23 protein-coding genes are annotated in these 24,687 nt (G+C 50.1%); 18 read left to right on the top strand and 5 right to left on the bottom strand.

Going from position 1 to position 24,687, the window contains the following annotated elements; all coding sequences use genetic code 11:
• The first annotated feature begins 68 nt into the window (after positions 1-68).
• The 7 genes from LOS79_RS12680 (at position 69) to LOS79_RS12650 (ending at position 7,664) form a co-directional block, all read left to right on the top strand.
• A complete protein-coding gene (locus tag LOS79_RS12680) occupies positions 69-1,193 on the top strand; it encodes an alpha/beta hydrolase (protein WP_315420135.1) in 1,125 nt (374 codons plus the stop codon).
• 190 nt (positions 1,194-1,383) lie between these two features.
• The gene (locus LOS79_RS12675) at positions 1,384-2,259 is read left to right on the top strand and encodes an ABC transporter ATP-binding protein (RefSeq protein ID WP_315420133.1); all 876 of its coding nucleotides are present in this window, start codon (positions 1,384-1,386) and stop codon (positions 2,257-2,259) included.
• Positions 2,256-4,745, top strand: coding sequence for a M1 aminopeptidase family protein (locus tag LOS79_RS12670; protein ID WP_315420131.1), 2,490 nt, complete (start codon positions 2,256-2,258; stop codon positions 4,743-4,745). Before LOS79_RS12675 ends, LOS79_RS12670 begins: the two co-directional genes overlap by 4 nt.
• A complete protein-coding gene (locus LOS79_RS12665) occupies positions 4,742-5,434 on the top strand; it encodes a hypothetical protein (RefSeq protein ID WP_315420129.1) in 693 nt (230 codons plus the stop codon). Before LOS79_RS12670 ends, LOS79_RS12665 begins: the two co-directional genes overlap by 4 nt.
• Positions 5,435-5,461: 27 nt before the next feature.
• Entirely contained in the window at positions 5,462-6,064 is a 603-nt protein-coding gene (locus LOS79_RS12660; RefSeq protein WP_315420128.1) for an RNA polymerase sigma factor, read from the top strand.
• The gene (locus tag LOS79_RS12655) at positions 6,030-7,001 is read left to right on the top strand and encodes a hypothetical protein (RefSeq protein WP_315420126.1); all 972 of its coding nucleotides are present in this window, start codon (positions 6,030-6,032) and stop codon (positions 6,999-7,001) included. Before LOS79_RS12660 ends, LOS79_RS12655 begins: the two co-directional genes overlap by 35 nt.
• A 12-nt stretch (positions 7,002-7,013) precedes the next feature.
• Positions 7,014-7,664, top strand: coding sequence for an ATP-binding cassette domain-containing protein (locus tag LOS79_RS12650; protein WP_315420123.1), 651 nt, complete (start codon positions 7,014-7,016; stop codon positions 7,662-7,664).
• 99 nt (positions 7,665-7,763) lie between these two features.
• On the opposite strand, the gene LOS79_RS12645 is transcribed toward LOS79_RS12650, so the two are convergent.
• Positions 7,764-8,810 (bottom strand): sugar phosphate isomerase/epimerase family protein, encoded by a 1,047-nt coding sequence (locus tag LOS79_RS12645; RefSeq protein ID WP_315420121.1) that lies wholly within the window; start codon positions 8,808-8,810, stop codon positions 7,764-7,766.
• A 113-nt stretch (positions 8,811-8,923) separates the two neighbouring features.
• Here LOS79_RS12645 and LOS79_RS12640 point away from each other — a divergent pair, with 113 nt between their 5' ends.
• Positions 8,924-9,490 carry a TetR/AcrR family transcriptional regulator gene (locus LOS79_RS12640; RefSeq protein WP_315420119.1) on the top strand — a complete coding sequence of 189 codons (567 nt, stop codon included), beginning with the start codon at positions 8,924-8,926 and terminating at the stop codon, positions 9,488-9,490.
• 79 nt (positions 9,491-9,569) lie between these two features.
• Here LOS79_RS12640 and LOS79_RS12635 read toward each other — a convergent pair whose 3' ends face one another.
• A complete protein-coding gene (locus LOS79_RS12635; protein ID WP_315420117.1) occupies positions 9,570-9,746 on the bottom strand; it encodes a hypothetical protein in 177 nt (58 codons plus the stop codon).
• Between the two features lie 757 nt (positions 9,747-10,503).
• On the opposite strand from LOS79_RS12635, the gene LOS79_RS12630 reads away from it, so the two are divergent.
• The 6 genes from LOS79_RS12630 (at position 10,504) to LOS79_RS12605 (ending at position 14,335) form a co-directional block, all read left to right on the top strand.
• On the top strand, positions 10,504-11,514 hold the full coding sequence (locus LOS79_RS12630) for a GGDEF domain-containing protein (protein ID WP_315420114.1): 1,011 nt from the start codon (positions 10,504-10,506) through the stop codon (positions 11,512-11,514).
• Positions 11,515-11,786: 272 nt separating this feature from the next.
• Entirely contained in the window at positions 11,787-12,092 is a 306-nt protein-coding gene (locus LOS79_RS12625; RefSeq protein WP_315422178.1) for a PadR family transcriptional regulator, read from the top strand.
• 1 nt (position 12,093) lies between these two features.
• The gene (locus tag LOS79_RS12620; protein ID WP_315420112.1) at positions 12,094-12,450 is read left to right on the top strand and encodes a DUF1048 domain-containing protein; all 357 of its coding nucleotides are present in this window, start codon (positions 12,094-12,096) and stop codon (positions 12,448-12,450) included.
• Positions 12,451-12,452: 2 nt separating this feature from the next.
• Positions 12,453-12,806: a DUF1048 domain-containing protein gene (locus LOS79_RS12615; RefSeq protein ID WP_315420108.1), complete on the top strand. Its 354-nt coding sequence runs from the start codon at positions 12,453-12,455 to the stop codon at positions 12,804-12,806.
• Positions 12,803-13,564 (top strand): ABC transporter ATP-binding protein, encoded by a 762-nt coding sequence (locus tag LOS79_RS12610; protein ID WP_315420106.1) that lies wholly within the window; start codon positions 12,803-12,805, stop codon positions 13,562-13,564. Before LOS79_RS12615 ends, LOS79_RS12610 begins: the two co-directional genes overlap by 4 nt.
• Positions 13,565-14,335 (top strand): ABC transporter permease, encoded by a 771-nt coding sequence (locus LOS79_RS12605; RefSeq protein WP_315420104.1) that lies wholly within the window; start codon positions 13,565-13,567, stop codon positions 14,333-14,335. It begins immediately after the preceding gene.
• A gap of 67 nt (positions 14,336-14,402) precedes the next feature.
• Here LOS79_RS12605 and LOS79_RS12600 read toward each other — a convergent pair whose 3' ends face one another.
• A complete protein-coding gene (locus LOS79_RS12600) occupies positions 14,403-14,801 on the bottom strand; it encodes a cytidine deaminase (protein WP_315420102.1) in 399 nt (132 codons plus the stop codon).
• A 282-nt stretch (positions 14,802-15,083) separates the two neighbouring features.
• On the opposite strand from LOS79_RS12600, the gene LOS79_RS12595 reads away from it, so the two are divergent.
• The 4 genes from LOS79_RS12595 (at position 15,084) to LOS79_RS12580 (ending at position 23,543) form a co-directional block, all read left to right on the top strand.
• A complete protein-coding gene (locus tag LOS79_RS12595; protein WP_315420099.1) occupies positions 15,084-20,927 on the top strand; it encodes an S-layer homology domain-containing protein in 5,844 nt (1,947 codons plus the stop codon).
• A 166-nt stretch (positions 20,928-21,093) separates the two neighbouring features.
• Positions 21,094-21,813, top strand: coding sequence for a purine-nucleoside phosphorylase (gene deoD, locus LOS79_RS12590; protein WP_315420097.1), 720 nt, complete (start codon positions 21,094-21,096; stop codon positions 21,811-21,813).
• A gap of 370 nt (positions 21,814-22,183) precedes the next feature.
• Positions 22,184-22,999, top strand: a complete 816-nt coding sequence (locus LOS79_RS12585; protein WP_315420095.1) for a hypothetical protein — start codon at positions 22,184-22,186, stop codon at positions 22,997-22,999.
• A gap of 37 nt (positions 23,000-23,036) precedes the next feature.
• Positions 23,037-23,543 (top strand): DUF2569 domain-containing protein, encoded by a 507-nt coding sequence (locus LOS79_RS12580; protein ID WP_315420093.1) that lies wholly within the window; start codon positions 23,037-23,039, stop codon positions 23,541-23,543.
• 100 nt (positions 23,544-23,643) lie between these two features.
• Here LOS79_RS12580 and LOS79_RS12575 read toward each other — a convergent pair whose 3' ends face one another.
• Positions 23,644-24,261, bottom strand: coding sequence for a DUF2812 domain-containing protein (locus LOS79_RS12575; protein WP_315420090.1), 618 nt, complete (start codon positions 24,259-24,261; stop codon positions 23,644-23,646).
• A 17-nt stretch (positions 24,262-24,278) separates the two neighbouring features.
• Entirely contained in the window at positions 24,279-24,590 is a 312-nt protein-coding gene (locus tag LOS79_RS12570) for a PadR family transcriptional regulator (protein ID WP_315420087.1), read from the bottom strand.
• Between the last annotated feature and the right edge of the window lie 97 nt (positions 24,591-24,687).

Raw genomic sequence — 24,687 nt, 5'->3', positions numbered from 1 at the left:
GTTTCCTTTAAAATAGTTTTTGTAAGCGGTTTAATGTGACACTGGCGATAAAATGGAGGTTTTTTATAATGAGATTGTATAAGAAAGAGCTTGTGGATGCTTTACAGGAACAGCAGAAAGCTGCAGACCATGGCGGGATAAAATTAATTGAGAAGGTCAATCCTGAAGAACCTGGACCAGGCTTAATAGATCCCTATGAGCTTGCAATCATTACTAAGCACTGGGTAGGGAAAGAAGAGGGGCCTGGAGCAGGGAATTCGTCTGCCACTGAGTCTCCTGAGCTTGCTCTGCAAACCATGAGAGACAATATGGGATTCCCGAACCGGAATTTGAACACGGTTGAGATCCACACCAGGTATGAGCAGCTTAATTTTGAAGGTAATGAAGTTGGATTATGGCGTTATTACCCGAGAAAGTCAATGCGGCAAGCCGGCAAGCCCTGTCTGATTTTCTTACATGGCGGAGGTTTTATTGGCGGGAGTATATATACATTGGAGCATCCATGCCGCCTGATAGCTGAGCTGGCGGATGCGGTTGTCTTTAACATTGATTACTCCCTGGCGCCGGAAAAGAAATTCCCGAACGGCTTCAATGACTGCTTCCATGCGGTAAAGCATATTTATGATCACGCTGAAGAATATGGCATCGACCGGAGCAAAATTGCTGTCGGCGGAGACAGTGCAGGCGGTAACTTGACAGCAGCAGTAGCCGTTAAGGACCGGGATCTGGGGCTGAACATGGTTGCATTGCAGGTGCTGATTTATCCGCTGGTTACATTCATAAATGAGGGAGTGGAAGGATTAAAGTGGGATATTAAGGCGTTTGAAATTGCGGAGGAGCAGCGCAGTATAATTGAGCCGATGCTGGGCCTCGGCCGGCCGTCTGACGAAGGGAAGGAGGATGTGCCGCTGGGCGGCCTCTATTTCTCGGATATGAAAGATGCCGGAAGCACCTATGCAAGTCCGCTGCTTGCAGAGCATAGAAATCTTCCGGGAGCGTTGTGTGTAGGGGCGGAATTCGATGGACTGCGTATTCAAACGGAATTCTACGGAAAGAAATTAAGTGAAGCAGGAGTGCCGGTGAAGACAATCCGTTATAAAGGTTGTACGCATGCATTCCTGGACCGGTTAGGCTTCGTGCCGCAGGCAGAAGATCTCTGTATTGAAATTGCGAGTGCCCTTAAGAAGCTGTAATTTTGGCACAGGCAGTGAATATTGAACAAGCCGGTACGTCCAGTATAAGGACTACCGGCTTTTTAATGTTACAGAAGCAGGTGCCTTATTTATTACCCATTGAAACTTTTACCCGAGTGTGTCGTTATACTGTACGACAATCTACTCGTGCGCACGGGAGGTGGCCAAGTACGAATGGAGGCAGCCAATCATGCAGGTGGTAATTCAGCAGTTATGTAAGAAATATGGCAGCAAAGAAGTGTTGAACGGAATTAACCTGACCCTAGGTACAGGAATGTCCGGCTTGCTCGGGCCTAACGGGGCGGGGAAATCTACATTGATGCAGATTCTGGCAACCGTCATCCCCAAAACATCGGGCGAGGTACAAATCGGGAAGTGCCGGCTTGGGCGTGATGAACGGGAAATCCGTAGCTTGCTGGGCTATCTGCCGCAGGAGTTCGGGGTATACCGCAGACTGACAGGTGCAGAGTATCTTGATTATGCCGCATCTATGAAAGGCATTACGAACGGGAAGGCCCGGAAGGAGGCCGTAGCCGGGATGCTCCGCCGGGTCAATCTGGAGGAGAAGCGCGATGTGTGCATCGCTAAATATTCCGGCGGGATGCGGCAGCGCATCGGGATTGCCCAGGCGCTGCTTGGTGATCCGCAGTTCATAATTGTGGATGAGCCTACGGCCGGGCTGGACCCGGAAGAACGCTTGCGGTTTCGTGACATGCTGGCCGAGCTGGGCAAGGAGCGGACTGTGCTGCTGTCTACCCACGTTGTTGCAGATATCGACAATAACTGTCAGAGCCTGGCGATTATGAACGGGGGGCAGATCGTCTTTCACGGTACACAAGACGAATTGCTTCAGCGTGTGCAGGGGCAGGTATGGACAGTCCAGACCGATAATGAGAAGCTCGCTGAGCTCAAGGAAGCCGCGACCCTCGTAACCGGGAAGCGTTCAGGAGCCGGGTATGAGGCGCGGGTTCTTTGCAGCTCTGCCCCGCTGCCGGGAGCAGTACAGGCAGCGGCAGGACTGGAGGACGGATATATTGCAGTCATGAGAGCGGGGAACCGCATATGAGCCTGCTTCGCTATTACCTGACGGAGCTTAAGCTGCTGCTGCGCGGTCCAAGCCTGTATCTGATGCTGGCCGGCATGGGAGCCATCCTGTATCTGATGATCCGGACTACCGGTGCAGCATTGGACCGGGCCGTATTCGTAATGGATATTTCCCGGGTGTATTGCAAGGTGGCTATTATTATATTGCCTTTGCTCGCAATATCAATTGCCCGGCGGGATGAAGAATGGAAGACATCATCTATGGTATCCGCCTTCCCGTACCGGATATGGGAAATGGAGGCGGCACGCCTGCTGTGCGCAGCAACGCTTCCGCTTGCAGCTGCACTTGTTCCGGCAGGTACGTATGTCTGGCTGGTCTTTAAGGATGGCATTACTTGGGGAATGCGTGAATGGTACACCTCAGCGGTATTTGCTTCTTTTACCATTCCGGTGTTATTGGCGACTGTTATTGCTTATTTGACAGGTATCCTGATCCGCAAGCGGTACAGTTATTTGATCGGCTTCGTCCTGTTGCTGGGTTTAACTATAATCGTACCGGAATTAACAGGCGGAACCTCTTCTTATGCATTACCGCCTTACAGTCAGGTTTGGCTTGATTATTCGTTGATCAATCATATCGGGGATTCCTACTCGCGTTTGTGGGGCTTCCTGTACGATCCGGCCTTCTGGCTGCATCGCGGAATGGTTGCCGCTTTAGCGGCAGGAATAGCTCTGATTGCAGTAATTGTAATGTATCGGCGCAGGAGGGAACGAATTAGAGGATGGCTGATCAGTCCCGTAATGCTGGCTCTTGGTGCAGTATTGTTATGGGCAGGCAGCGCGATGTACGGACATTTGCAGGAACGGGTTGAAGCTGCGGATGCCAATGAAGAATTTTACCGCGAAAGACTTGCCTCAACCAATACTACTATGCAGCAGCGTGCACTGGAGCAACTGTTCGTTGCCGGAGCTGAGGCTGGTAAATACACTGAGCCGGACATAGAGGAAATGTCCCGTGCGGGCATTAATAAAGCAGATACGGACGAACAGATGCAGGAAGCATACATAGCCATGGGGGGGATTCCGGAGAGTCAGCTCCCGGCCTCGCATATGAAAGATCTGCTCACCGGAATGAAATTCCGCAAGCTGCTCATTAACAGCTACAAGCTGGAGCTGGAGCTGTTGCCGCACCATGAGCTGAAGATTGAGGCAACCATGCAGGCAAGGAATGGACAAGCGGAGAAGCTGGGACGATTCCCCGTCATGCTGCGGCATCTATTTGACATAGAGGAACTGAAGGTCAACGGTGCTGCTGCTGACTATGAGTGGGAAAAGGCTGCGGATGTGCTGTGGATCACTCCTGACGCGGACATTATGCCTGGAGGACAGCTGGAGATTACCATGTCATATAGCGGTACTATAAATGATTGGCGGCATTATTCGTATTATTTTCCAGGCAAGGATCTGTGGGAACAGGCCGCAGTTGTTGCGGATAACAGGCTGTTTCTGCCCTCCTTCTATGGCTGGTACCCTGTTATCGGCAACGGCCGGCTGTCGGAGCTGCTAACAAATAGCGGATACACAGAAGAGGGGCGTGCGACAAATATTCTGGATACATACTTGCCGCACCCCATGGCTGGATTTGAGGTTGATGTCAAAGGGCCGGGCAGCTTGAAGCTGTTCTCCAACGCTTCTGTCATTGACAGTGAGCAGGGTGAAGAGAGGGGAATTACAGTAACACGGCTGCAGCTGAATGAGGCAAGCGGACTGACTTTGTTCGGCGGAGACCTGCAGCTTGCAGAAGCTTCTTCCGGCGGCAAGACCGTGCGTCTGCTGGCATCGGGCCAGTTGCCTGTCCGTGCTGTTGAGGAAGCGGCTCAGCTCGCAGCCAGTCAATATGCTGAAGCGGAGCGTACTTTGAACAGGCTGGACGGTGAAGCAGCAGCGGACTTTCCCCGGACGGTCACTATGGCGCTTGCGGATCACCCGAATTATATATTAAATCAATTGCCTTTAAGAACCAGCGGGATGGTCAATGCAATGGAAGGTCCGGAAGCCCGCGATATTCACTACTTGTCCGCATATGGGTATTTCGGGGCGGACATCGAACAAGGAACAAGCGGGGAAATTCACCTGAGAACCGGGCAATACTGGCTGGATTACAGTGCGGAGCGCAGAGCGGGCAGCAGCGGCAGATTGACCTATTTTAACACCCAATTTATATTGAATAATTTGTTTCAAGCCTATAACGAACGTAAGCTGGCGGGAGAGGAATCGCGAGGCCTGCTGTTCGATCCTGTAGGCAAGTATTTCTTAGACAGCCAGGCGAATCAGGTGTATGACCTTATAAATACCATATACAGTCAGCATGGCATTGAAAGTGTATACGAGGTGCTCAAGCTCATATATGACAGCATCGGTACAGAGCAGCTTAACAAGGATAGCGATGCACAAATAGAAGAGCTGCTGCGGGGCTATTTGCAAAGAAAGACGGAGGGAAGCCGATGAAGGCCGTCCACTTCCCCTTGTCCCGGGTAAAATATGCCTGGCGCATTATATGGAGCGGCTACTTCATCGTTATAGCTGTGATTGCAGTGCTGATAGCGGCTGGTTGTCTCATGCTGCCAAAGCTGCTGCCGGGATCTGGATTTTATCAAGTCAAAGTAGTTTGTATTGTCATCCTGCCTTTGCTTAGCATTGCTTTGAGTGCGGCTGTGTTCGCGGATGATTTCAGTGAGGGTACTTTTGCCCACCATTTCAGCTATCCTTATTCCCAATTACTCGTGTTCACTGAGCGGTTCCTGACTGTTATGCTATTGCTTGCTGTCTATGAAGCAGCACTGCTCTGGGCAATGGACCGCTGGGTGACCGCTTTAAGCACGGCTGAACTGGCGTATATAATTAAGCATAGTCTAAGTGTACACCTGTGTGCCGGCGGTTTGGCGGCATTAAGCAGCCTGCTTGCACGTAATATGGCGGCAGGGCTTGGAGCCGCGGGCACTGTGTGGCTGCTGGAGTACTCCATGTCCAGGACGCCGCTTAACCGCTATTATCTGTTTCAGGCGGTCTGGCCGGTGAGCCGGTCCGCTAATATATCTCACAATGCCATAGCGTTGTTTGCAACGGCTGGGATATTGTTCATCGGCTGTTTGTGTGTCTTGAGTAAAGGCCGGGGTTGGCTCGTGCACAGGCAATAGATGCCGGGCATATAGGGGGGAAGTCAAGTGGACGGCCGGACTGTTGTCACGGATGAGCAGCTGCTCATGCAATACAAGCAAGGAAATACAGCCGTACTGGAGCTATTCGTCTATAGGTATCATCAGAAGATCTATGCGTATCTATACCGCCTGACCAACAAGCGCCAGCTTGCGGAAGATTTGGTGCAGGAGTGCTTCGTCAGAGTATTTACGGCTTTGCAGGCCGGCAGGCTGCCTGAACGGTTCCGGCCCTGGATTTACCGGATTGCGACGAATCTTTGCCGCGATCTATGGAAATCCGGGGTCTACCGTTATGAAGTGGCAGCAATGGATACCGGAGTATATGACGCGGCGGATGGCGGAAGAGATACGGTAGCGTCAATATTGGACAAGCAGTATGAGAGGGAAGCAGTCATTGCTGCCCTTGCCGCGTTGCCTGAGGAGGAGAGGCAGATTGTTATATTGCGTTTCTATGAGGAACTTAAGCTGGATGAAATAGCTGAGCTAATGGAACTGCCGCCGGGAACGGTTAAGTCCAAGCTGTACCGGGCATTCCGGCGGCTGGCCGTTACACTGCAGGAAGGAGTGGAACAGGATGAGCAGCATTACTCGAAGCGGAGACGGCAATAACGGCAGCCGCGACAGTCAATTGAACAGGGAGCTGCAGGAGCAGCGGCAGCTGGAGGAGAAGGGTGAAGCAGCAGCGGATCAATGGAAGCTGGAACAGCTCGGAGCAGTCTTTGGCCAATTGGACCGCTATACCGTTGAAGGTCTGAGCGGCCAGCAGACGGAGTCCCTGCTGCTGCTGGCCGCAGCCTATGCTGCTAAGCCACAGCAGGTAGCTGAAGCACCCGCGCCGTTATCGGCAAGAATGGCAAGGCAGGACAGGCCCGGGCGGTTATCAGGGCCCGCTATGCCTTTACCAATTAGACTAGTGCAGCGCATGGCAGCCCAGGCAAGGACAATGCACTGGCTGTTCTGGCTTATTTCAGCGTTAATAGCGGGTACAGGAGCAGTCATTGAGAGGCTGGCTGCCAGCGGATGGGCCAAACCGGATGTATTTCTGTCTACGGTTCTGTTGCTTCCTGTAGCCAGTGTGGCCTATTCGCTCCGGTCCATGCACACGCCAATGAGTGAGCTGGAGGCCACTTTTCCTGTTACACCCATGCAGCTTATGACAGCCAGAATAGGCACTATACTGCTGTATGACCTCCTGCTGGCGCTGATGTTTTACGGGATAATCGCCACGGCGGGGCCCCGTGGTGGGTCCGGAGCCGGCATTGCTGTACTGATCTCTGATCTGTTACTGCCGGTCTGCCTGAGCACATTCGCAGCGCTGGCTGCGATGCTGATCTTCGGAACATGGCCCGGTTCTGCAGTTGTGCTTGCCGCAGGCGTGATCCAGTTATCCGCCGGCGAGCGGCTTGGCATGTTCCAGCTCTTCAGCGAATACGGATCCGCTCATTGGCTGGCAAGCAAGCTCGTGGCGGTTAGCCTGGCATTAGGGCTTGTTGTTGGCACAATGCTGCTGCTGCGCCGCCGGTATTATTTCAAGCTGCATGAATAGGAGGGATAAGCGGTGCGGGGAGCAGAACTGAAACTTGGCGCGGTTGAACTACATACAGATCATGGTCACCTGCTGCTGGGGAATGTAAATCTGAATCTGACGCCAGGCTGGTATGGTCTGGAGGGGGCGAACGGCAGCGGGAAAACAGCACTGCTAAAAACGATAGCCGGATTGTATAGGCCTGCCCGCGGCCGGATCAGCTATTATCTTCATGGCGCTGAATTATCAGGAGATGCTTATAAGCCTTATCTGGGCTATAAGCCGCAGCAGGCAGCGTATTATGACAATATGACCGCTCAGGCCTACTTGCGTTATGTAGGTGAGATGAAGCTGATGCCGCGGGCGGACATTGCGGAGCGGTCCCGCGTCTTATGTGAGCGGCTCGGGCTGTCAGCCGACTGGAAGACACCTGTTCAGCGGTTGTCCGGCGGCAGCAAGCAGCGGCTTATGATTGTTCAGGCGCTGCTTGCGGATCCATGGTTTCTGCTGCTGGATGAGCCGCTTTATGGTTTGGATATCGAGATTCGTTCCCTGTTACTGGAGGCATTATATGAAATGACAGCAGGCTCAGTCGTTATTTTCTCCGGATCACTTGAGGGCCTGCAGGGAGGCTGGCTGGATGCTGTGATCTCACTTGACAATGGAACTGCAGCGCTCCGCTGATACAGCGGTACATTCTGCTTGTTCCAATAACATAATCAGCCGGAAATCAAAGGCAGCCCCAATCCGGAGGCTGTCTTTTTTCTGAGTCGGGGCAGTTCCTTATTTATTGTCTCCGAACTTCTTTTGCATATATTCCGCACTGACCTGAAGGCTCTTAATAGGGTCGTTATCTATCCAATTTTTATGAGTTTCTAATATAACACCTTCTACCCCGTTTTTTATAGCAATTGCTGCGAGGGTGTCCAGATCCATATTGCCATAGCCTAATTCAGTAGCATTTTCTTTCAAAATTGGTGTCATATATGGACCTGCTTTGGTATGACCGCGGTCATTAATATGCCATAATTTCATTCGGCTGCCCAGCTTTTCCATCAGGGCCGGAACATTAGCACCGCCATCGGCCATCCAGTAGCTGTCAAACTCGAAATTGACATATGCAGGATCTGTTTCTTCAATAATAATATCGTAAGCTGTTTTTTCAGCGGTAACCTTTTGCAGCTCAACATTATGATTATGATATAGAAGACGTATGCCTTCATCCGCAAGAGCTTTTCCAGCCTCATTAAGACGCCCGGCGAGCTCCTTTACCTTGTCCAGACTGCTGTAATCAAATTGGTACATACCAGTAATCACTACTGTATCTGTTCCAAATTTCTTCGCTTCTTTGGCTATGGCACCCGCATCATCCTCAATGCTCCCCAGGTTACTATGCAGGCTTATGACCTGTAGTCCGCTTTCTTCAATCAGCTTGGGCCAATCAAGCTTGCCGCCACTGCCGATAGGCATTCCTGAGAATTGTGTCATCAGTTTTACAAGCAGTGAAGTCTTATGAATCATGAAATCATTTAGTTCGATAGATTCGTATCCTGCATTTTTAATATTCAGTAAAGTCTGCAAAGCATGATCATAATTATCGCTCATTGTTCCTATCATAATTTGTTGCACTGCAGTCGTAATATGCTTAGATCCGTTCGTAGCATGGTTTGCACCAACAGCGTTTTGCCCTGCAACTTGTTCCGTCTTGTGTGATTTCACAATACTGTTAATACGCATTTTTTCTTTAATTTCATAACCGGCAATAAGTACGATTACGAGGCTAATACACACAAGGAGTACTGTTAATATCTTCTTTCTGCTCTTTTTCATTTTTACATCTCCGTTTCATTGACTTATTCAATTAGTTCTTTACAATGATATCAACATCTGTTTATTTTACAACCGACAGATGTTTTGAAAATGTCGAAGTTAACGGAGGGGCTATGTCAGGAAAAAGTAAATCCAACCAGAGGGTTATGCTGACCAAACGCCTGATTGGTGAGGCTTTATTGCAAATGCTGAAGACACATCAGATGAACAAAATTTCCATACGGGAATTATGCCAGGTAGCGGGAATTAACCGTACTACGTTCTATAATCACTACGGAAGTCAACATGATGTGCTGAATGAAATTGCGGAGACGTATATACAGAGCACCTCTTTTACCGTTATCAATGATCTTGCGGCAGGAAAAAATATCGATGAATGTCTGACCGGAATTCTGCAATATATGAAAGATAATCTTGAATTTTCAAAGCTTGTATTGGATTTAGAACATTATGATCTGATCTCCCACATCACAAGCTCACTGCCGCAGTTTGATCATATGGTCATGAAACACTTACCGGGAAACCTGGATCTGGAGGAAAAGAAGGCGATTGCTTCATACGTTCAATATGGGACAGTAAGGCTTCTTAGAGAGTGGATTCTCTCAGATTGCTTGAAGTCACCGGAAGAAGAGGCGAAATTAATTTTGATGATTGCTGGAAGAACAATTGGCGGTCATTAACCTCGGGGGAAAATTTCAGACAAAAGCCCGCAACCAGCCATTCCGGCCAGTTGCGGGCTTATTTTGCAAATCAGCGGACTCAGCCTGCATTCTTTATATAAGTTTCCTCGTTAGAGACTGGTACCGCAAGAATATGGCGGAGAATATAATCTTTCTCTTCATCTGATAATTGTGTTTTTTGCAGCAATGCGTGGATAGTATTCTCAATAGCCTGAACCTGTCTGAGAAATTGATCCATTTCGTGTTGCTCTGTCATACTGGACTCCTCCTTGGGGCGCCGAATGCGATTTACAACTTTAGTGTAGCCGCCAATTATTAATTTGCAGTAAAAAGAATATGTTGAAAACATTAACATCTCAAAAAAAGTGTAGGAGCCATGCCTGTGCCTGCAGCTGTTTTATCAATAAATATTACTGGAGAAATGGTAGTTATTTTCCCCATTCGGATTTATATTTATATAGAATGAACTAAAAAACTTTAGAAAAAAGAGAGTCGGTGGCGGGGGGATATGCAGGGGCACTAGCGACCCGCCACGCAACGGTTATTCAAGGGACTAACTTAGCGTTACGGACATGAGAGACGTTAAGCCTGCGGAAAGGTACCGGAGTGTCGGTCTTACGGACATGAGCGCCGTTATTTCAGAGGAAGAGCGGAGTCCCCCATGAAAAACGGTGGATAAGGGCCGTCGTGTCCGTAAGCCCGCCCCAATGACCTTTTTTGAGCGAATAAAGGCTGTGGTGTCCGTTAAGGTGTCAGATTGGGATTGTACTTGAACAATAAGCTCTTTGGGCATTCTTTTATCCTAAATCAATATGTAGCTTTCCAGTTCAAACTATTTAGTATATGGAGGGAGGCTGCCAGATTAGCGGCTGTGGATGGGCATTGCGGTTGGACAGGACTTATCAACGAGGACATTACATATAGGTAAGGGGTTTTTTATGTTTGTTAATTTGCTCATCAATTTTTCTCTTCTGACTACATTCATTTTTTTCGGGGACATGGTGTTGTCGCTTTTGAAAGATAAACGTACGTTCTCTAAGCTTCATTTCCATGTTTTATATGGGGCCGGGTTCGGATTATTCGGGATTGTTCAGCTGAATTTTGCCTTTCCTCTGGGCGATGGTACGATTATTGACTTCAGGCAAGTCTCAATTCTGGCATCCGTGTACCTGGGCGGACCTGTTTCCGGAATGATTACAACGAGTGTAATCGCTTTATACCGGCTTTTTTTCCTTGGAGCCATTAATCAAGCGGCCATCTTAGGCGTTGTAAACATCGGGATTACTTTTCTTGTAGGTGTATTTGCCTTCTCGCGTACCCTTCCGAATATGTACCGGTGGCTGATTGCAGCCTGCGGTATGGTGATTTTATCCACCTGCATACTGCTTCCCCTGATCGGCTGGGCTAATATCGGCACAATTGTCTTATTTGATCTCATTTGCTTCATGGCCTGCCTGTTTAATTATCTGCTTATCAATCATCTGGAGAAGGCGCACGAGGCACTGGAAATATTTAAAGAAGCGGCTGAGCGGGATTTTCTGACAGGGCTGCATAACCCCCGGTCCTTCAATCTGGTCTTCAAAAAAACGGCGGAAATGAGTGCGCTGAACCAAGAGCCGTTTACACTGCTGTTAATCGATATTGATCATTTCAAATATGTAAATGATACTTACGGCCATGCGGCCGGAGATGTTGTCCTGTCGAGGCTCGCTGATGTGCTGCAGGCCGGTATCCGGATACGCGATTATTGTGCGCGCAAAGGAGGGGAGGAGTTCGCGGTTCTTCTTCTCAGGTGCACGGCGGATAAAGGTTTGGCGGTTGCAGAGAAGCTGCGTGCTGCGGTTCAGGACAGTACCTTTGTACTGCCGGACCAGTCGACAATTCAAATTACAATTTCGGTTGGAGTCTCTTCTTTCCCGGAGCATCCCCCGGCAGAGCTGCTGGAGAAAGCCGACGAAGCTCTATACGAAGCTAAGGGGAAGGGCAGAAATCAGGTCTGCTATGCAAGGCAGCAGCTTACATAGACATGATTGGGAAAAGTTCGGGTTATTCCGGTTGCTGCAGCAGCTGATGGATAACGGCGGACTTTTTTAAATATAAGCATCTATATGTTGCACATGATAACTTATCCTTCTATTTCTCGCTGAAACAATGCCGTCCTCAGAAAAAGGCAGGCAGCCATTTAACAGCTATTGACAATCCGCTACTTTGTGTTACTATGTAGTAGTAATAAGTATTACTGAATACCAGTCATACAGAGTAGTGAGGAGGAATTGTGCTGGATAATCTGACAGAAATGCTCAAAGGCGTGCTTGAGGGCTGTATCCTTGAAATTATAAGCCGCAAAGAAACCTATGGTTACGAAATTACGCGGCGGCTGAATGCCCTTGGCTTCACGGATGTTGTGGAGGGAACAGTGTACACGATTCTGATCCGGCTTGAGAAGAGCAGGCTGGTAGATACCACTAAGAGGCCTTCCGATATGGGACCGCCCCGAAAGTTTTTTGCGCTTAATGCTGCGGGACGTGAGGAACTGCAGAGGTTCTGGGAACGATGGGGATTTATCTCGGCCAAAATGAGCCAGCTGAAGGAGGAGCAGTGAAATGATTAATAATTTTCTGAAATTAATCTTAGGTGATCTGGATGAGAAGCGGGCCTATAAGCAATGTATGAAGCGGGCTGACGCCTTGCCGGAAGATTACCGCTTCGCGTTCCGCAAAATCAAACAGTATATGTATGCAAACGGAGTTGGCGCTGACGGTGACCTGACCCTATTCGCTGACCTGGTGGATCTGTTTGAGGCAGGCGCTGCGGACGGCAGGCACATTCTTGACATTACAGGCCCAGACGTCAGCGGATTCTGTGATGAGTTCATGCGCGGCTCGGTCACCTATACGGATAAGCAGCGCGAACAGCTGAACCAGGAAATACTGGATAAATTCAAGCAGGAGGGGAAATGACGATGCGCGAGCTGATCCGGAAAATTATGAGGGACAAACAAGAGTACAAGGAGCAAATGGCCAGGGCGGAGGCGCTGCCCGAAGATTACCGGTTCGTATTTCAGAAAATCCACGGATATATGTGGAGCTTCGCAGGCGGGGACGGCTCAGACATGCTGACAACCCAGCAGGAATTAATAGAGCTGTTCGAATCCAGTGCGGCAGACGGGAAGCATGTTCTTGATGTGACGGGTGAGGATGTGGTCGGGTTCTGCGACGGGCTGCTGCGGGATACGAAGAAATGGACTGATCCGGCGCGCAATAAATTAAATCTCGATCTGATTAACAAATTCGGCAGAGGGAATGATGCGCAGTGAAAGATACCGCCATTCAAGTAAAGGGTTTGAAAAAAGCCTACAAATCTGTTGAAGTGCTAAAAGGTGTTGATCTGGAGGTGCAGCGTGGTGAAATTTATGCCTTGCTCGGGTCGAACGGTGCGGGCAAGACAACGCTCGTCAGAATTCTTGCCACACTGCTTAAGCAGGATGCGGGTACAGCTGTCGTAAACAGCTTTGACGTCAGCTTGAAGCCTGATGAGGTACGCCAGTCCATCAGCCTGACCGGGCAGTTTGCTGCCGTCGATGAGATACTGACCGGACGGGAGAACCTGATTATGATTGCCAGGCTGCGGCACTTAAGAAATCCGCTTCAGGCAGCGGATGATTTATTAGAGCGCTTCGGCTTGAGCGAAGCGGCGAACCGCAAGGTGTCTGCATACTCAGGCGGTATGCGCCGGAGGCTGGATATCGCCATGAGCCTGGCGGGGCAACCGCAGCTTATTTTTCTCGACGAGCCGACCACCGGGCTTGACCCTGAGGGGCGGAGTGAGGTCTGGAAGACGGTTAAGGAGCTTAGCGCCAACGGCACAACCGTTTTCCTGACAACGCAGTATCTGGAAGAGGCAGAACAACTCGCTGATCAAATCGCCATATTGCATGAGGGACGGATTATCGCCAGCGGCGCACTGTCAGACCTGAAGAAGCTTTTCCCGCCTGAGAAGATAGAATATGTTGAGAAGCAGCCTACACTTGAGGAAATCTTCCTCGCCATTACCGGTAAAAGGGAGGGAAAGTAAATGGAGATGACAAGGAAATACTTTTTCAGCGATATGGGTGTTATGCTTGGGCGTTCCATGCGCCATATTGCCCGCAGTATGGATACCATCATCACCGTCACCATCACTCCGGTTGCCATGCTGCTGCTGTTCGTATATGTGCTCGGCGGCGCAATTGAGACCGGAACAGATCATTATGTGAACTATCTGCTGCCCGGCATTCTGCTGATCGCGATTGCCAGCGGCATTTCCTACACGGCTTACCGCCTGTACATGGATATGCGCAGCGGCATCTTCGAACGGTTCCATTCGATGCCGATTGCCCGCTCGGCGGCGCTATGGGGACATGTGCTGACTTCGTTAGTGTCCAATGCGATTTCGGTTACCATCATCATTCTTGCCGCACTTCTTATGGGCTTCCGCTCTCCGGCTGGAGTCGTATCCTGGCTGGCCGTAGCCGGTATTCTCGCATTGTTTACACTGGCCTTGACCTGGATTGCGGTAATTGCCGGGCTGTCAGCCCAATCCGTAGACGGTGCAGGCGCCTTCTCTTACCCGCTCATCTTCCTTCCTTTTATCAGCTCCGCATTTGTACCCACTGATACAATGCCGCGGGCAGTCCGTATCTTTGCCGAGAATCAGCCGGTGACTTCAATCGTAGAAGCAATCCGTGCGCTGTTGTCAGGGCAGGCCGCCGGTAGTGGGATCTGGTCTGCACTTGCCTGGTGCCTCGGTATACTGATCGGCGCATATTTATTAGCGATGCGTGTGTATAAACGGAAAGCAGCTTAATGCACATACCGTAACCCCAAAAAAGCGCAGCCGCCTAATAGCGGATACGCTTTTTTTAATATCTATTTTACATGTCGAGATCCGTAAACGCATAAGGCAGCAGCTCCCGAAGCTTTAATTCCAATATATCCTGTTTATTGTTGGTTAAATATACGGGCATGTCAGGGTAGCAGAATTCCGCCATAACTTGTCTGCAGATGCTGCAGGGCGGTAGGAAATCCTCAGTATCCCCGGCTACAGCGATAGCCTGGAAGTCACCTTTTGCATATCCGCGTGCAACCGCTGTGAAGAATGCAGTCCGTTCCGCACAATTCGTTGCGCCAAAGGATACATTTTCTACATTAACCCCGGTAATCACGGTTCCGTCCTTCAGCAATATTGCGGCTCCGACCGGAAATTTGGAATAGGGGGCATACGCAGCGTGCTTAACCGCCCGGGCCTGCTCCATCAATTGCTCTTTGTTCATATCAATCATCCTCTTCAATAAGAATGAACCTTACGAGGTCCCCTTATCACCGGCAAGATACCGGCAGGACTTCTAATAATATAGACGGGAATAACATTTGTCAATACAGATCCGCAGGCGCTGCCAGAATTGATTTCACACCTGCAGTCAGCAATGTTAAATGTACAAATTCAAATTTTACATATTCCTGATTATTGCTTAATAAATAGTTCGTATACTTTTAAAAGTGTCCAAAATGGACTGGAGCGATTTACAAAAACGACTACAGGGAGTGTACATCATTTGAAAGTTCAACGTAATCAAAAGCGGCTTTTCACAGGTGTAATTGCCGGTACTCTACTGATGGGTGCAGTAGCCCCGGGCAGTTATGCGGCGGAACTGGAAGCGGTGCAGAACGGGCAGCTGCCGTCCGGCATTCTCAGCACGCTGGATGAACAACCGGCCTCGCAGGAACCCGGTGCAGAGGTGTCGGTTACCGCTGCAGTCTATGCAGAGCCCGTACAGACGGGCGGTCTGCTGATTACCGAGCTGGTGCCGGATACCGCCAATGTTAACTCAGCGGATGCCTATGAATTTGTAGAAGTATATAACAACACAGGCAGCCCGTTGAACTTCAAGGATTATTATTTCTACTATAATAATAAAGACAGCTGGAAATATGATCAGGACCTAATCATTCCTGCCCGCAGCAGCGTTGTCTTCTGGGTGATGAACGGCAAGAACGGGGAGCTGGCCGCAGATCAGTTCAATGCTAATTTCAATGCGGATTTGCAGGAAGGCGTCAATCTGTTCCGGGTGAACGGGGGAGGCGGGCTGGCTAACAGCGATACACGCAATCTGCAGATCCGCTCCAGAGCAAACGACAGCACGATCATCTCCGTTACATACCAGAAGGAACAGGTCAAACTCAATAAAGGCATTATATTCGCGTATCCTTCCTCCGGCGGTGCGGAAATGACTTTGCTGCCGGAATCGGGCGGCATTGATGCATCTCCGGGAACGGTTCTTCCAAGTCAGCTGCCGGCCGACAATGAGCAGAAGCCGGTAATTCAGCATGCTCCCAAGGCCAGCACTGATCCTGCCGATCTGGAGATTCAGGCAACCATCAGCAATCTGCAGAGTGAAGGTGATACCCCGGCTCCTGCGGTAGAGCTTCTATACCGGACGGAATCACAGCAGCGGGAAACCGTAATCACAATGACTAAGGTTAGCGGTGATCTCTATAAGGGTATAATCCCGGCCGCTGTGATGGAAGAACCGGAGCTGTACTACAGCATCCGCACCAAGAATGTCTCCGAAAGCTATTCCATTCACGTGAATCTGCCTGATTATAACAATGAGGCTGTGCCTCCGCTGCTGATTACTGAGCTGCTGCCGAACTCGGGCAATGTTCCCGGTACAAGCACGGATGCGTTTGAATTCATCGAAGTATACAACAACACAGACCAGCCGGTCGATTTCCAAAATTACAAAGTATATTACCGCTACCCTGATAAAGGTCCGGCGGCAGATGTGAAGTGGCCTTCTACTGAAGAGAAGCTGATCGTTCCGGCACAGCAGTCGGTAGTCTTCTGGATCATTAACAGTGCCAATACGAACCATACAGCAACTGATTTCAATGCAGCGTTCCAGACCCAGCTTATGCCCGGCAAGGATCTGTTCCAGATCAAGAGCGACGGCATGGCGAACTCCGGCCGCCGGGCTATTGTCATCAAGAGCAATACCGAGAAGGATATTTCCTCGGCATATTATGATGCGGACACGCTTTATAATGGCGGTTTGAAGGATGAGACGAAGGAGAACAAAGCGCTGCTGTATAAATATCCGGTGAACGGTTCCGGTAAAATGCTGAAGATTAGCTCCGGTAGCGCTGTTCCTACCCCGGGCAAGGCGGAAGCCTTCCAGGTTCCGGCAGCTCCGCTGCATGTAGAGCCAGATACTGTGCCTCCTACAGTCAGTGATTTGACGGATGCAACAGAAATCGATCAGTCCAAGGGACTAGAGCTTAAAGCCTTCGCGGATGATGATAAGGACATCAAATCTGTTGAGGTGCATATTGCGACGGACAAGCAGCCGGAATTCATATCCTATAACCTCTCACAGGACTATAATGATACGCTGTACCACCATAAGCTGTCTTCCGCCGATCTGATCGGCAGAACGGAAATCCGTTATTACTTCACCGTGTCTGACGGCAGTAATGTTACGGAGTCCCCGGTGTATACAGTAGCCGTTACCGGAGGTCCCGACCGCTCGGCGCTGCGGCTGAATCTCAAGGACGACAGTCTGATCAGCGGCCAGGTGGCAGTGAAGGGAACCTCAGCTACGGTTAAGCCGGATGAGCTGGCCCTGCAAATTGATAACAAGGCAGTGAATGCGGCGGATACTTATGCTTCACTGGAGAATGATGCCTATTTCGTCTTCGATGCCAAGAATGTGGATTATTACTTCAAGAACGGAATTACAATGGGACCGGAAGAGCTGGGGGATGACAGCATTCTGTATACCTTTATGGACCCGATTACGGCTTATACCACCTTGTCTTTCCCGATCAAAGCATCTGCTCTGAAGTCAGGCCCGGACAATACCATCTATATCCGTGCCGGCTCGAAATCATCGCCGTTTGACCCGCGGCCGGAAGAGAACAAGGATGATTTCGAGATTAAGAATGTGCGGCTTCTGCTGGCGGACGGTACGGAGATTGTGGACCCTGCCTATGGTGAACGCGATAAAGAAATCAAAATGGGCGACACTACCGGGAAACATGAATCCATCGGCTTCCAGTTTAATCTGGACCCGCTGCTGCTGCAGTCCAAGACCTATGAGTGGGATACTTCCGCATGGAGTGATGGACCGCATACCTTGACGCTGCTTCAGGGTAAAGAGCAGGTGGAATCATCTGTCATTGTAGATAATACAGCACCGGTCATTAAGCCGAATCTGGAAGAAGGGAAGACTTACCGCGGCCGGATTGAGATTACAGCCGACATTAAGGATGAATATGCCGGGGTAAGTGAAACTAGCGTCAAGCTGGATGGTGCCGTTATTAAACTTCCGTATCAGACAAGCTCCGGCCGGCTGTCTGCAGGTTCACATACACTGCAGATTACCGCTGTAGACCAGGCTGGCAACAAAGCGGAGAAATCAGTGCAGTTCCATGTGCCGGACGAGAATCCGTCTGCTCCGCAGCTGATTGCTCCTGCAGCCGGTGAAACGGAAGCAAGCACAAGCCCTGAGCTGAAGGTGAAAGTTGCAGACCCGGCCGGTGACCGGATGGGGGTAACCTTCTATAGAGGCTTCAAGTATGACGGGGTTCACTCGGAGCAGGGCTTCAGCGGCTACAAGAATGCTTCAGATACTGAACCGCCGAAGCAGAAGGAGCCTGCGGGAGAAGCCGCATTGATGGCGGAAGAATATGCAGCAATCAGCAGCATAGACGGCAACTATCTTGTCAATGATGCTGTAGAGCAATTCCCATACCAGCGCTATGAGATTAAGCTGGATCCGTCTGTGAAGGAGACGGACCGTGTAGATGTGGAGTGGAAAGGCAACTCTCTGCCGGGGCGTAAAGTCAGCCTCTATGCCTGGAGTCCTTCAGCAAGTAACTGGCAGCTGCTGGATTACCGGATTGCCGGAGATGCTGATTTCACGCTCAGCGCATCCGTGCTGGCAGGTGAATTCAAACAGAATAACTCCATATCGGTTATGGTGCAGGACGAAATCGCCAAGACGGACACCCCTCCAACCGTAACTGGCGACACTTATGATTATACCTTTGTATGGATGTCGGATACGCAGTACTACTCGCAGAGCTACCCGTACATTTATCAGAAGAATGTGAAGTGGATTGCTGATCATAAGGATAGCCTGAATCTGAAATATGTCATTCACACCGGGGATGTGGTCGATAAGTCATATCAGGAATACCAGTGGAAGGAAGCCGACAAGAACATGCGTGTTCTGGAGGATGCGGGCATTCCGTACGGCGTCCTGGCCGGTAATCACGATGTGGGGCATCAGACAGGGGACTATACGGAGTTCTGGAAGTACTTCGGCGAGTGGAGATTCAAGAATCTGCCGAATTACGGCGGATCGTATAACAATAACATGGGGCATTATGACCTGATCTCTGCAGGCGGCAATGACTACGTGATTGTGTATATGGGCTGGGGCCTCGGGGATAAGGAAATTGACTGGATGAATGAGATTGTTGCCCGCTATCCTGAGCGCAAAGCAATTCTTGCGCTGCATGAGTACCTGCTCGTATCCAACAACCGTGCACCGATTGCCGACCAGATCTTTGAAAAGGTAGTGAAGCCGAACAAAAACGTGATTGCCGCGTTATCCGGACACTACCATGATGCCGAGCTGAAGGTCGATCAGCTGGACGATGACGGCGACGGTATCCCAGACCGCAATGTGTATCAGATGCTTGCCGATTACCAAGGGGCAGAGGAAGGCGGTCTCGGGTACATCCGTCTGCTGCAGTTCGATACGGCCGGCAACAAGCTGCATGTGAAGACCTATTCTCCGTATCTTGATGATTACAATTACTACGATGAGACGGCTTATCCGGGCAAAGACCAGTTCACACTGGATCTCGACCTTGAGCCGGTGACGAAGCGCGTAGCAACCGATTATATCGGGATCAAAGTATACACAGACCAGAAAATTGCTGCTGAGCAGGATGCAGCCAGCGGTTCCGAAATATCGGCAGTATGGAACGGGCTGAATCCGAAGAGTTATTATCAGTGGTATGTAAAAGCGGAAGATCAGCATTCCGGCATGGTCCTGTCCGATATTTGGGGCTTCTACACCGGCGTGAAGGAAGAAACGCCAACGCCGGGAGAAACGCCAGCACCGGGGGAATCGCCGAAGCCGGAAGAATCGCCGAAACCGGAGGCTACTCCTGCCCCAGTTACTGAACCAGCCCCGGCTGCGCAGGCACCGTCACCAACTCCGGCACCGGCAGTGACCCCGGCTCCAGCGGATTCGGGAACCCTTAAGCTGGAGATGAACGCAGACGGCATATATACTGCTGATCAAACTGCACTGAATAAACTGGTGGAAGGCGCAGTTAACGGTGAAATCAAGCTTGAGCTGGGCGGTACGCAGGGACAAGCCAAGCTGCAGCTCGATGCTTCGGCCTTGAAGCTGGCTGTAAGCAGGCAAGTGGGTCTGCGCATCTCGGCTGCGGGCATGGAACTGGCCATTCCGGCCGGCTCATTGCCTGAGTTAGCTGACGGAACGCAATCGGTTCTGTTAAGTGTGGATACTTCAATGACGGAAGTGCTGAAGCAGGAAATTCTGTCTGCAGGCGGAGCGGGTGAATTCAGAGAGCCGCAGGCAGTGATTACGCTGGAATTAAATGCTGTCAATAGTGGCGGTATCTCAACAGCGCTGCATCAGCTGAAGGGCAAAGTTACAGTAACCATTCCGCTTACAGCCCGGCAGATTAGCGTTATGAACCCTGATTATGCTGGCGTGTATTATCTGAATAACGGTAAGCTTGAGTACATGGGCGGGAAGCTGACAGCAGGCGGGTTCGAATTTACGACCAGCCATTTCTCAACCTTCGCTGTTGCCGAATACCATAAGCAGTTTAGCGATACTGCAGGGCATTGGGCAGAGAGCTATATCTCCAAGCTTGCGGCGAAGCATATTGCCACAGGCACTGATGCTACGCATTATCGACCGCAGAGCGGATTAACCCGGGCAGACTTTGCTGTGCTGGCGGTTCGCGCACTCGGCCTTGAAGCTGCGGGAATAAGCGGGTTTACCGATGTATCTGCGGATGCCTATTATGCAGGAGCCGTAGCGAAAGCGGCGGAGCTTGGCCTTATCCAGGGAACCGGCGGCAAATACCGGCCGAAGGATCTGATCACCCGCGAGGAAGCAGCGGCCGTGCTGAGCCGAATGCTGACGGGCAGCGGAGCTGAAGCTGCAGCGGCTGCTGCGCCAAGCTTCAAGGATGCACAGAACATTTCTTCATGGGCGGTGCAGGCAGTAGGAGAACTGCAGGCGAGAGGTCTTATCAGCGGCAAGGCAGATAACCGCTTTGACCCGCAGGCGCTGGTTACCCGTGCTGAAATGGCTAAGCTGCTGTACAGCTTCATGCAGCAGTAAAGGTTTTTTGAGATTTCGGGGTCCCCGCAAAGTATCTGAGTCCTCATCCGGGCTGAAGCTTTACTTTGCGGGGGGATTTTACAGGTACAAGCAGGTTTATGGCGAATAAAGGTTCTGGTATAATGTAGAAAGCTTAAATCCGATTTACAAAGGAGCCGTCAACCCGATGAGTACATCAGAATTCAAAGAAACCCCTCATATCAAACCTAATGGTGCGGAAATTGCTGAAACAATTCTGCTGCCCGGAGATCCGCTCAGAGCCCAATTCATTGCCGAGACCTATCTGGAGAATCCGGTCCTGTTCAATGAAGTACGGGGAATGCTCGGGTATACCGGGACATATAAAGGAAAGAAAATTTCGGTCATGGGCACAGGCATGGGAGCTCCGAGTATCGGCATTTATTCCTGGGAGCTAATTAACGTGTTTGGCGTGAAGAACCTGATCCGTGTAGGTTCGGCCGGAGCGCTGCAGGATCACCTGAATCTGTATGACATCGTAATTGCGATGGGCGCTTCAACCAACTCTAATTTCGCTTCCCAGTTCAATCTGCCGGGACATTATTCCATTACCGCATCCTATGAGCTGCTTGAGAAGGCTAAGAAGGCTGCTGATGCACAGGGACAGAAGGTTCATGTCGGCAATGTGCTGACCAGTGATATCTTCTATAATGCGGATAAGACTGCCGCTATGAAGTGGAAGGAAATGGGCGTTGCCTGTATCGAAATGGAATCTGCGGCCCTGTATCTGAACGCGGCGCATGCCGGAGTGAACGCACTGTGCATCCTTACGATCAGTGACCATGTATTCCGGGCGGAGGAGACAACCTCTGAAGAACGGCAGACCTCCTTTACGAAAATGATGGAAATTGCTCTGGAGCTGGCTTAAAAGGCTGCTGCGGCGGCAATGTAACATGAACCAAATAGCAAGTAACAAATGCCTGAGCCTTTATTGGTTCGGGCTTTTTTTGCTGACCAGAAATGGTTCATTGCTGAAAATGGATGACTTCAATTTGAAAGCGAAACTTGGCGACTACTTACGCGGAATTTCGGATAAGCGGCGCTTTTAAGTTAGGAATTCCTGAAATGAACCCGCAATTCGGGACAGAAATGGCAGTGTCCATGCAATCAAGCAGGAAAAACCGTTAGCTGCACAGAATAATCGTCATGTAACCTTATATTTGAAAGGGAGGATGACTTTGGGGATAGCCGGCAGGCGTACAAGCAAGCTCAATACGATAGTGTATGTTTTATTTGGAATGCAGCTTTTATTCAGTTTGTTAAGCAGCCGTTTTTACAGCTTCATCGCTTATATTGATAATAACCAGGAATCCAGCGGGAGTCTGGCCGGGACAATTTCGATTTTGGTTATACTTGCTGCTGCAGTCAGTGTGATATGGTTTGGGAGAAGGCATTATATGGTGCTGATGTTTCTGTCTGTGGAATTAGCGTCTATACTGTATAAGCTTTGTCTGTATCCTGCGCAGATCCTGCGGCCGGCCAATCTGGTATATTGTGCTGTGACTGTAGCGGTTACCGTATTCTTTCTGGTTAAAATGCCGCTGAAGACGCGAACAGTTAAGCACGAGGAACCGCAGGAGGAGCAAGAGCCGGAGAGTGAATCTCCCGGTGGACAAAATGACCTCCGCCCGGGGGCAGCCGCCAGGTTTGGCATGCTGCTGCTGTATATCCTGGCGGCTGTACCGGTGCTGTACAATATCTACTCCAAGTATGCGGACTATGATACTGTGCTGATTCTTAACCGGTATCTCAAGCTGTCCTATACCTTTGTTCTCCTCAGTATAATATACTTGTTAATCACGAATACATATTTGCGGGACCACCTAAGAGGTATCCTTGCGCTGATTGTCCTCTTCACCATTGCCAAATTTGTTATACCGCTGTTCTATTTTGTGCCGGGGGTTAATGTTATTGCGTATTATGCCGGGTACTGTCTGGTCTACGTACTTCTCGCAGTTCTGGTAATCGCGCTGCTGTACTCACTGCTGAGGGGAAGACGGCTGCCGCTTTTGGCGGGGCTGGCCGAACGGATATCTGTTGCGCCTGGGCATTGATGCAGGCTGCTTAAACTACAAACAAAGGAGTATGTAAATGGAAACTAATATGCAGAATCAAACGGAATACCATCCGCTGGACGGGCCGAAGGGGCTCGGCGGCTGGCTGGTGCTGATTCAGATCGGATTATTTCTGACACTGCTTATGCTGGCGGTGCAGATTCTTCAATCTACGATTCCCAGCCTGAAGCCGGATATTTGGGGCTTGCTTACGGCCAAAGATTCAGAGCTGTACCATGTGCTGTGGGGACCGATTATCATTTTTGAGGCAATTGCCAATGTAGGGCAATTTTTATTCTGTTTATTTGTTTTGGGGATGTTCTACAGCAAGAAATCCTCGGTGCCGTTGCTGATGATTATTTTTTATGGGGGCAGCATGATTATTGGAATTATTGATTATGCCCTGGTTCAGCAGATTCCCATTGTCCAGGAGCTGGAGGACGGCAGCAGCGTCAGTGACATTGGCCGCTCCGTCGTCACCTGTGCCATTTGGATTCCTTATTTCCTTAAATCCCGGCGGGTCCGCAATACATTTGTCCAGTAATTGATAAAAGGTGCTTTCCGGCTGGTACAGCGGAAGCACCTTTTGTTGTGTTTATGCGCTCCGGTGTGTGAATGAAGCGGCTGCCGCATTGTAGGCCGGTTCAGCTTTTCTGTGCTTTTTTATATTGTTTGTTGGCACTGTATGCGAAGTAAAGATATAGCAGGAACATTATCAGAAGAAAGAGCCAGAGGAAGCCTCTGAACAGGGCGAACGGGGTTTCGAACAGAAAGGCTCTCCAGAAGCTCATTCCCTCCATATCCCATAAACCAGGCGTGTAGTAGAGCAATTTCGGATTTGTTACGATTTGCAGGTCAATGGTGTTGGTCAAAATCAGGGCAATCAGGATCGGGAAAAAGGATAAAACCAGCATAGCCCACATCTCCGCCATCCGCTTGTAGCGGCTGGCTTTGGAGGTAACGTCTGAGAAAATCTCCTCGTCCCGCTGTTTACGTGCAGCTTTAAAATACTGATGCCCTGATCTTTTGGTGCCCAGGACATGTTCCCAGCCGCTATCCTCAAACAAGGCACGGTAATCCTCGAAATCCTCACGTTTCTTAAAGATCCGGTAATCCATCTTGACCAGGACGTCTTCAGGCGGGGCGGGCACGAAGGTGTAACTGAAAGTTCCTTTGTCCGATAAGCGGTAGCCTTGCCGGGACATCTCACGCAGCCAGTGTTCTTCGTGGTCGAAATTGGTGAAAAATTTGAATTTTCTCATGATCCGATTCCTCCATCTCATTTCAGTCGTTCTTCTGTCACCGATATCATGTGCTTCATCCGGTCAAGATCAAGGCGGAGCATATCAAGCCCTTTGTCTGTAATGACATACACCTTGCGGCGGCTGTCGCTACTGGGTACCGGCTGGATGAATTTCAGCTTGATCAGATTCTCGATTGCACCATATAAGGTGCCCGCTGCCATCCGCACTTGCCCGCCGCTGAGTTCTTCTACCTTCTGCAGAATCAGGTACCCGTGGGCAGGCTCCAGCACAGCCAGCAGAATGTAATACACAGTTTCCGTCAGTGGTAAATGTTTGTTCCGTTCCATTCCCGGCCTCCCGCTGAATATATTAGAGCAATTATATATACAGTTATACTGTATAGTTAAACTATATACAGTTGAACTTAGTATTGCAAGCCCATAA

The organism is Paenibacillus sp. MMS20-IR301 (assembly GCF_032302195.1).
Lineage (GTDB): Bacteria > Bacillota > Bacilli > Paenibacillales > Paenibacillaceae > Paenibacillus_AQ.
The sequence above is the reverse complement of the archived record's forward strand: the minus strand, read 5'-3'. Positions and strand labels throughout refer to the sequence as shown.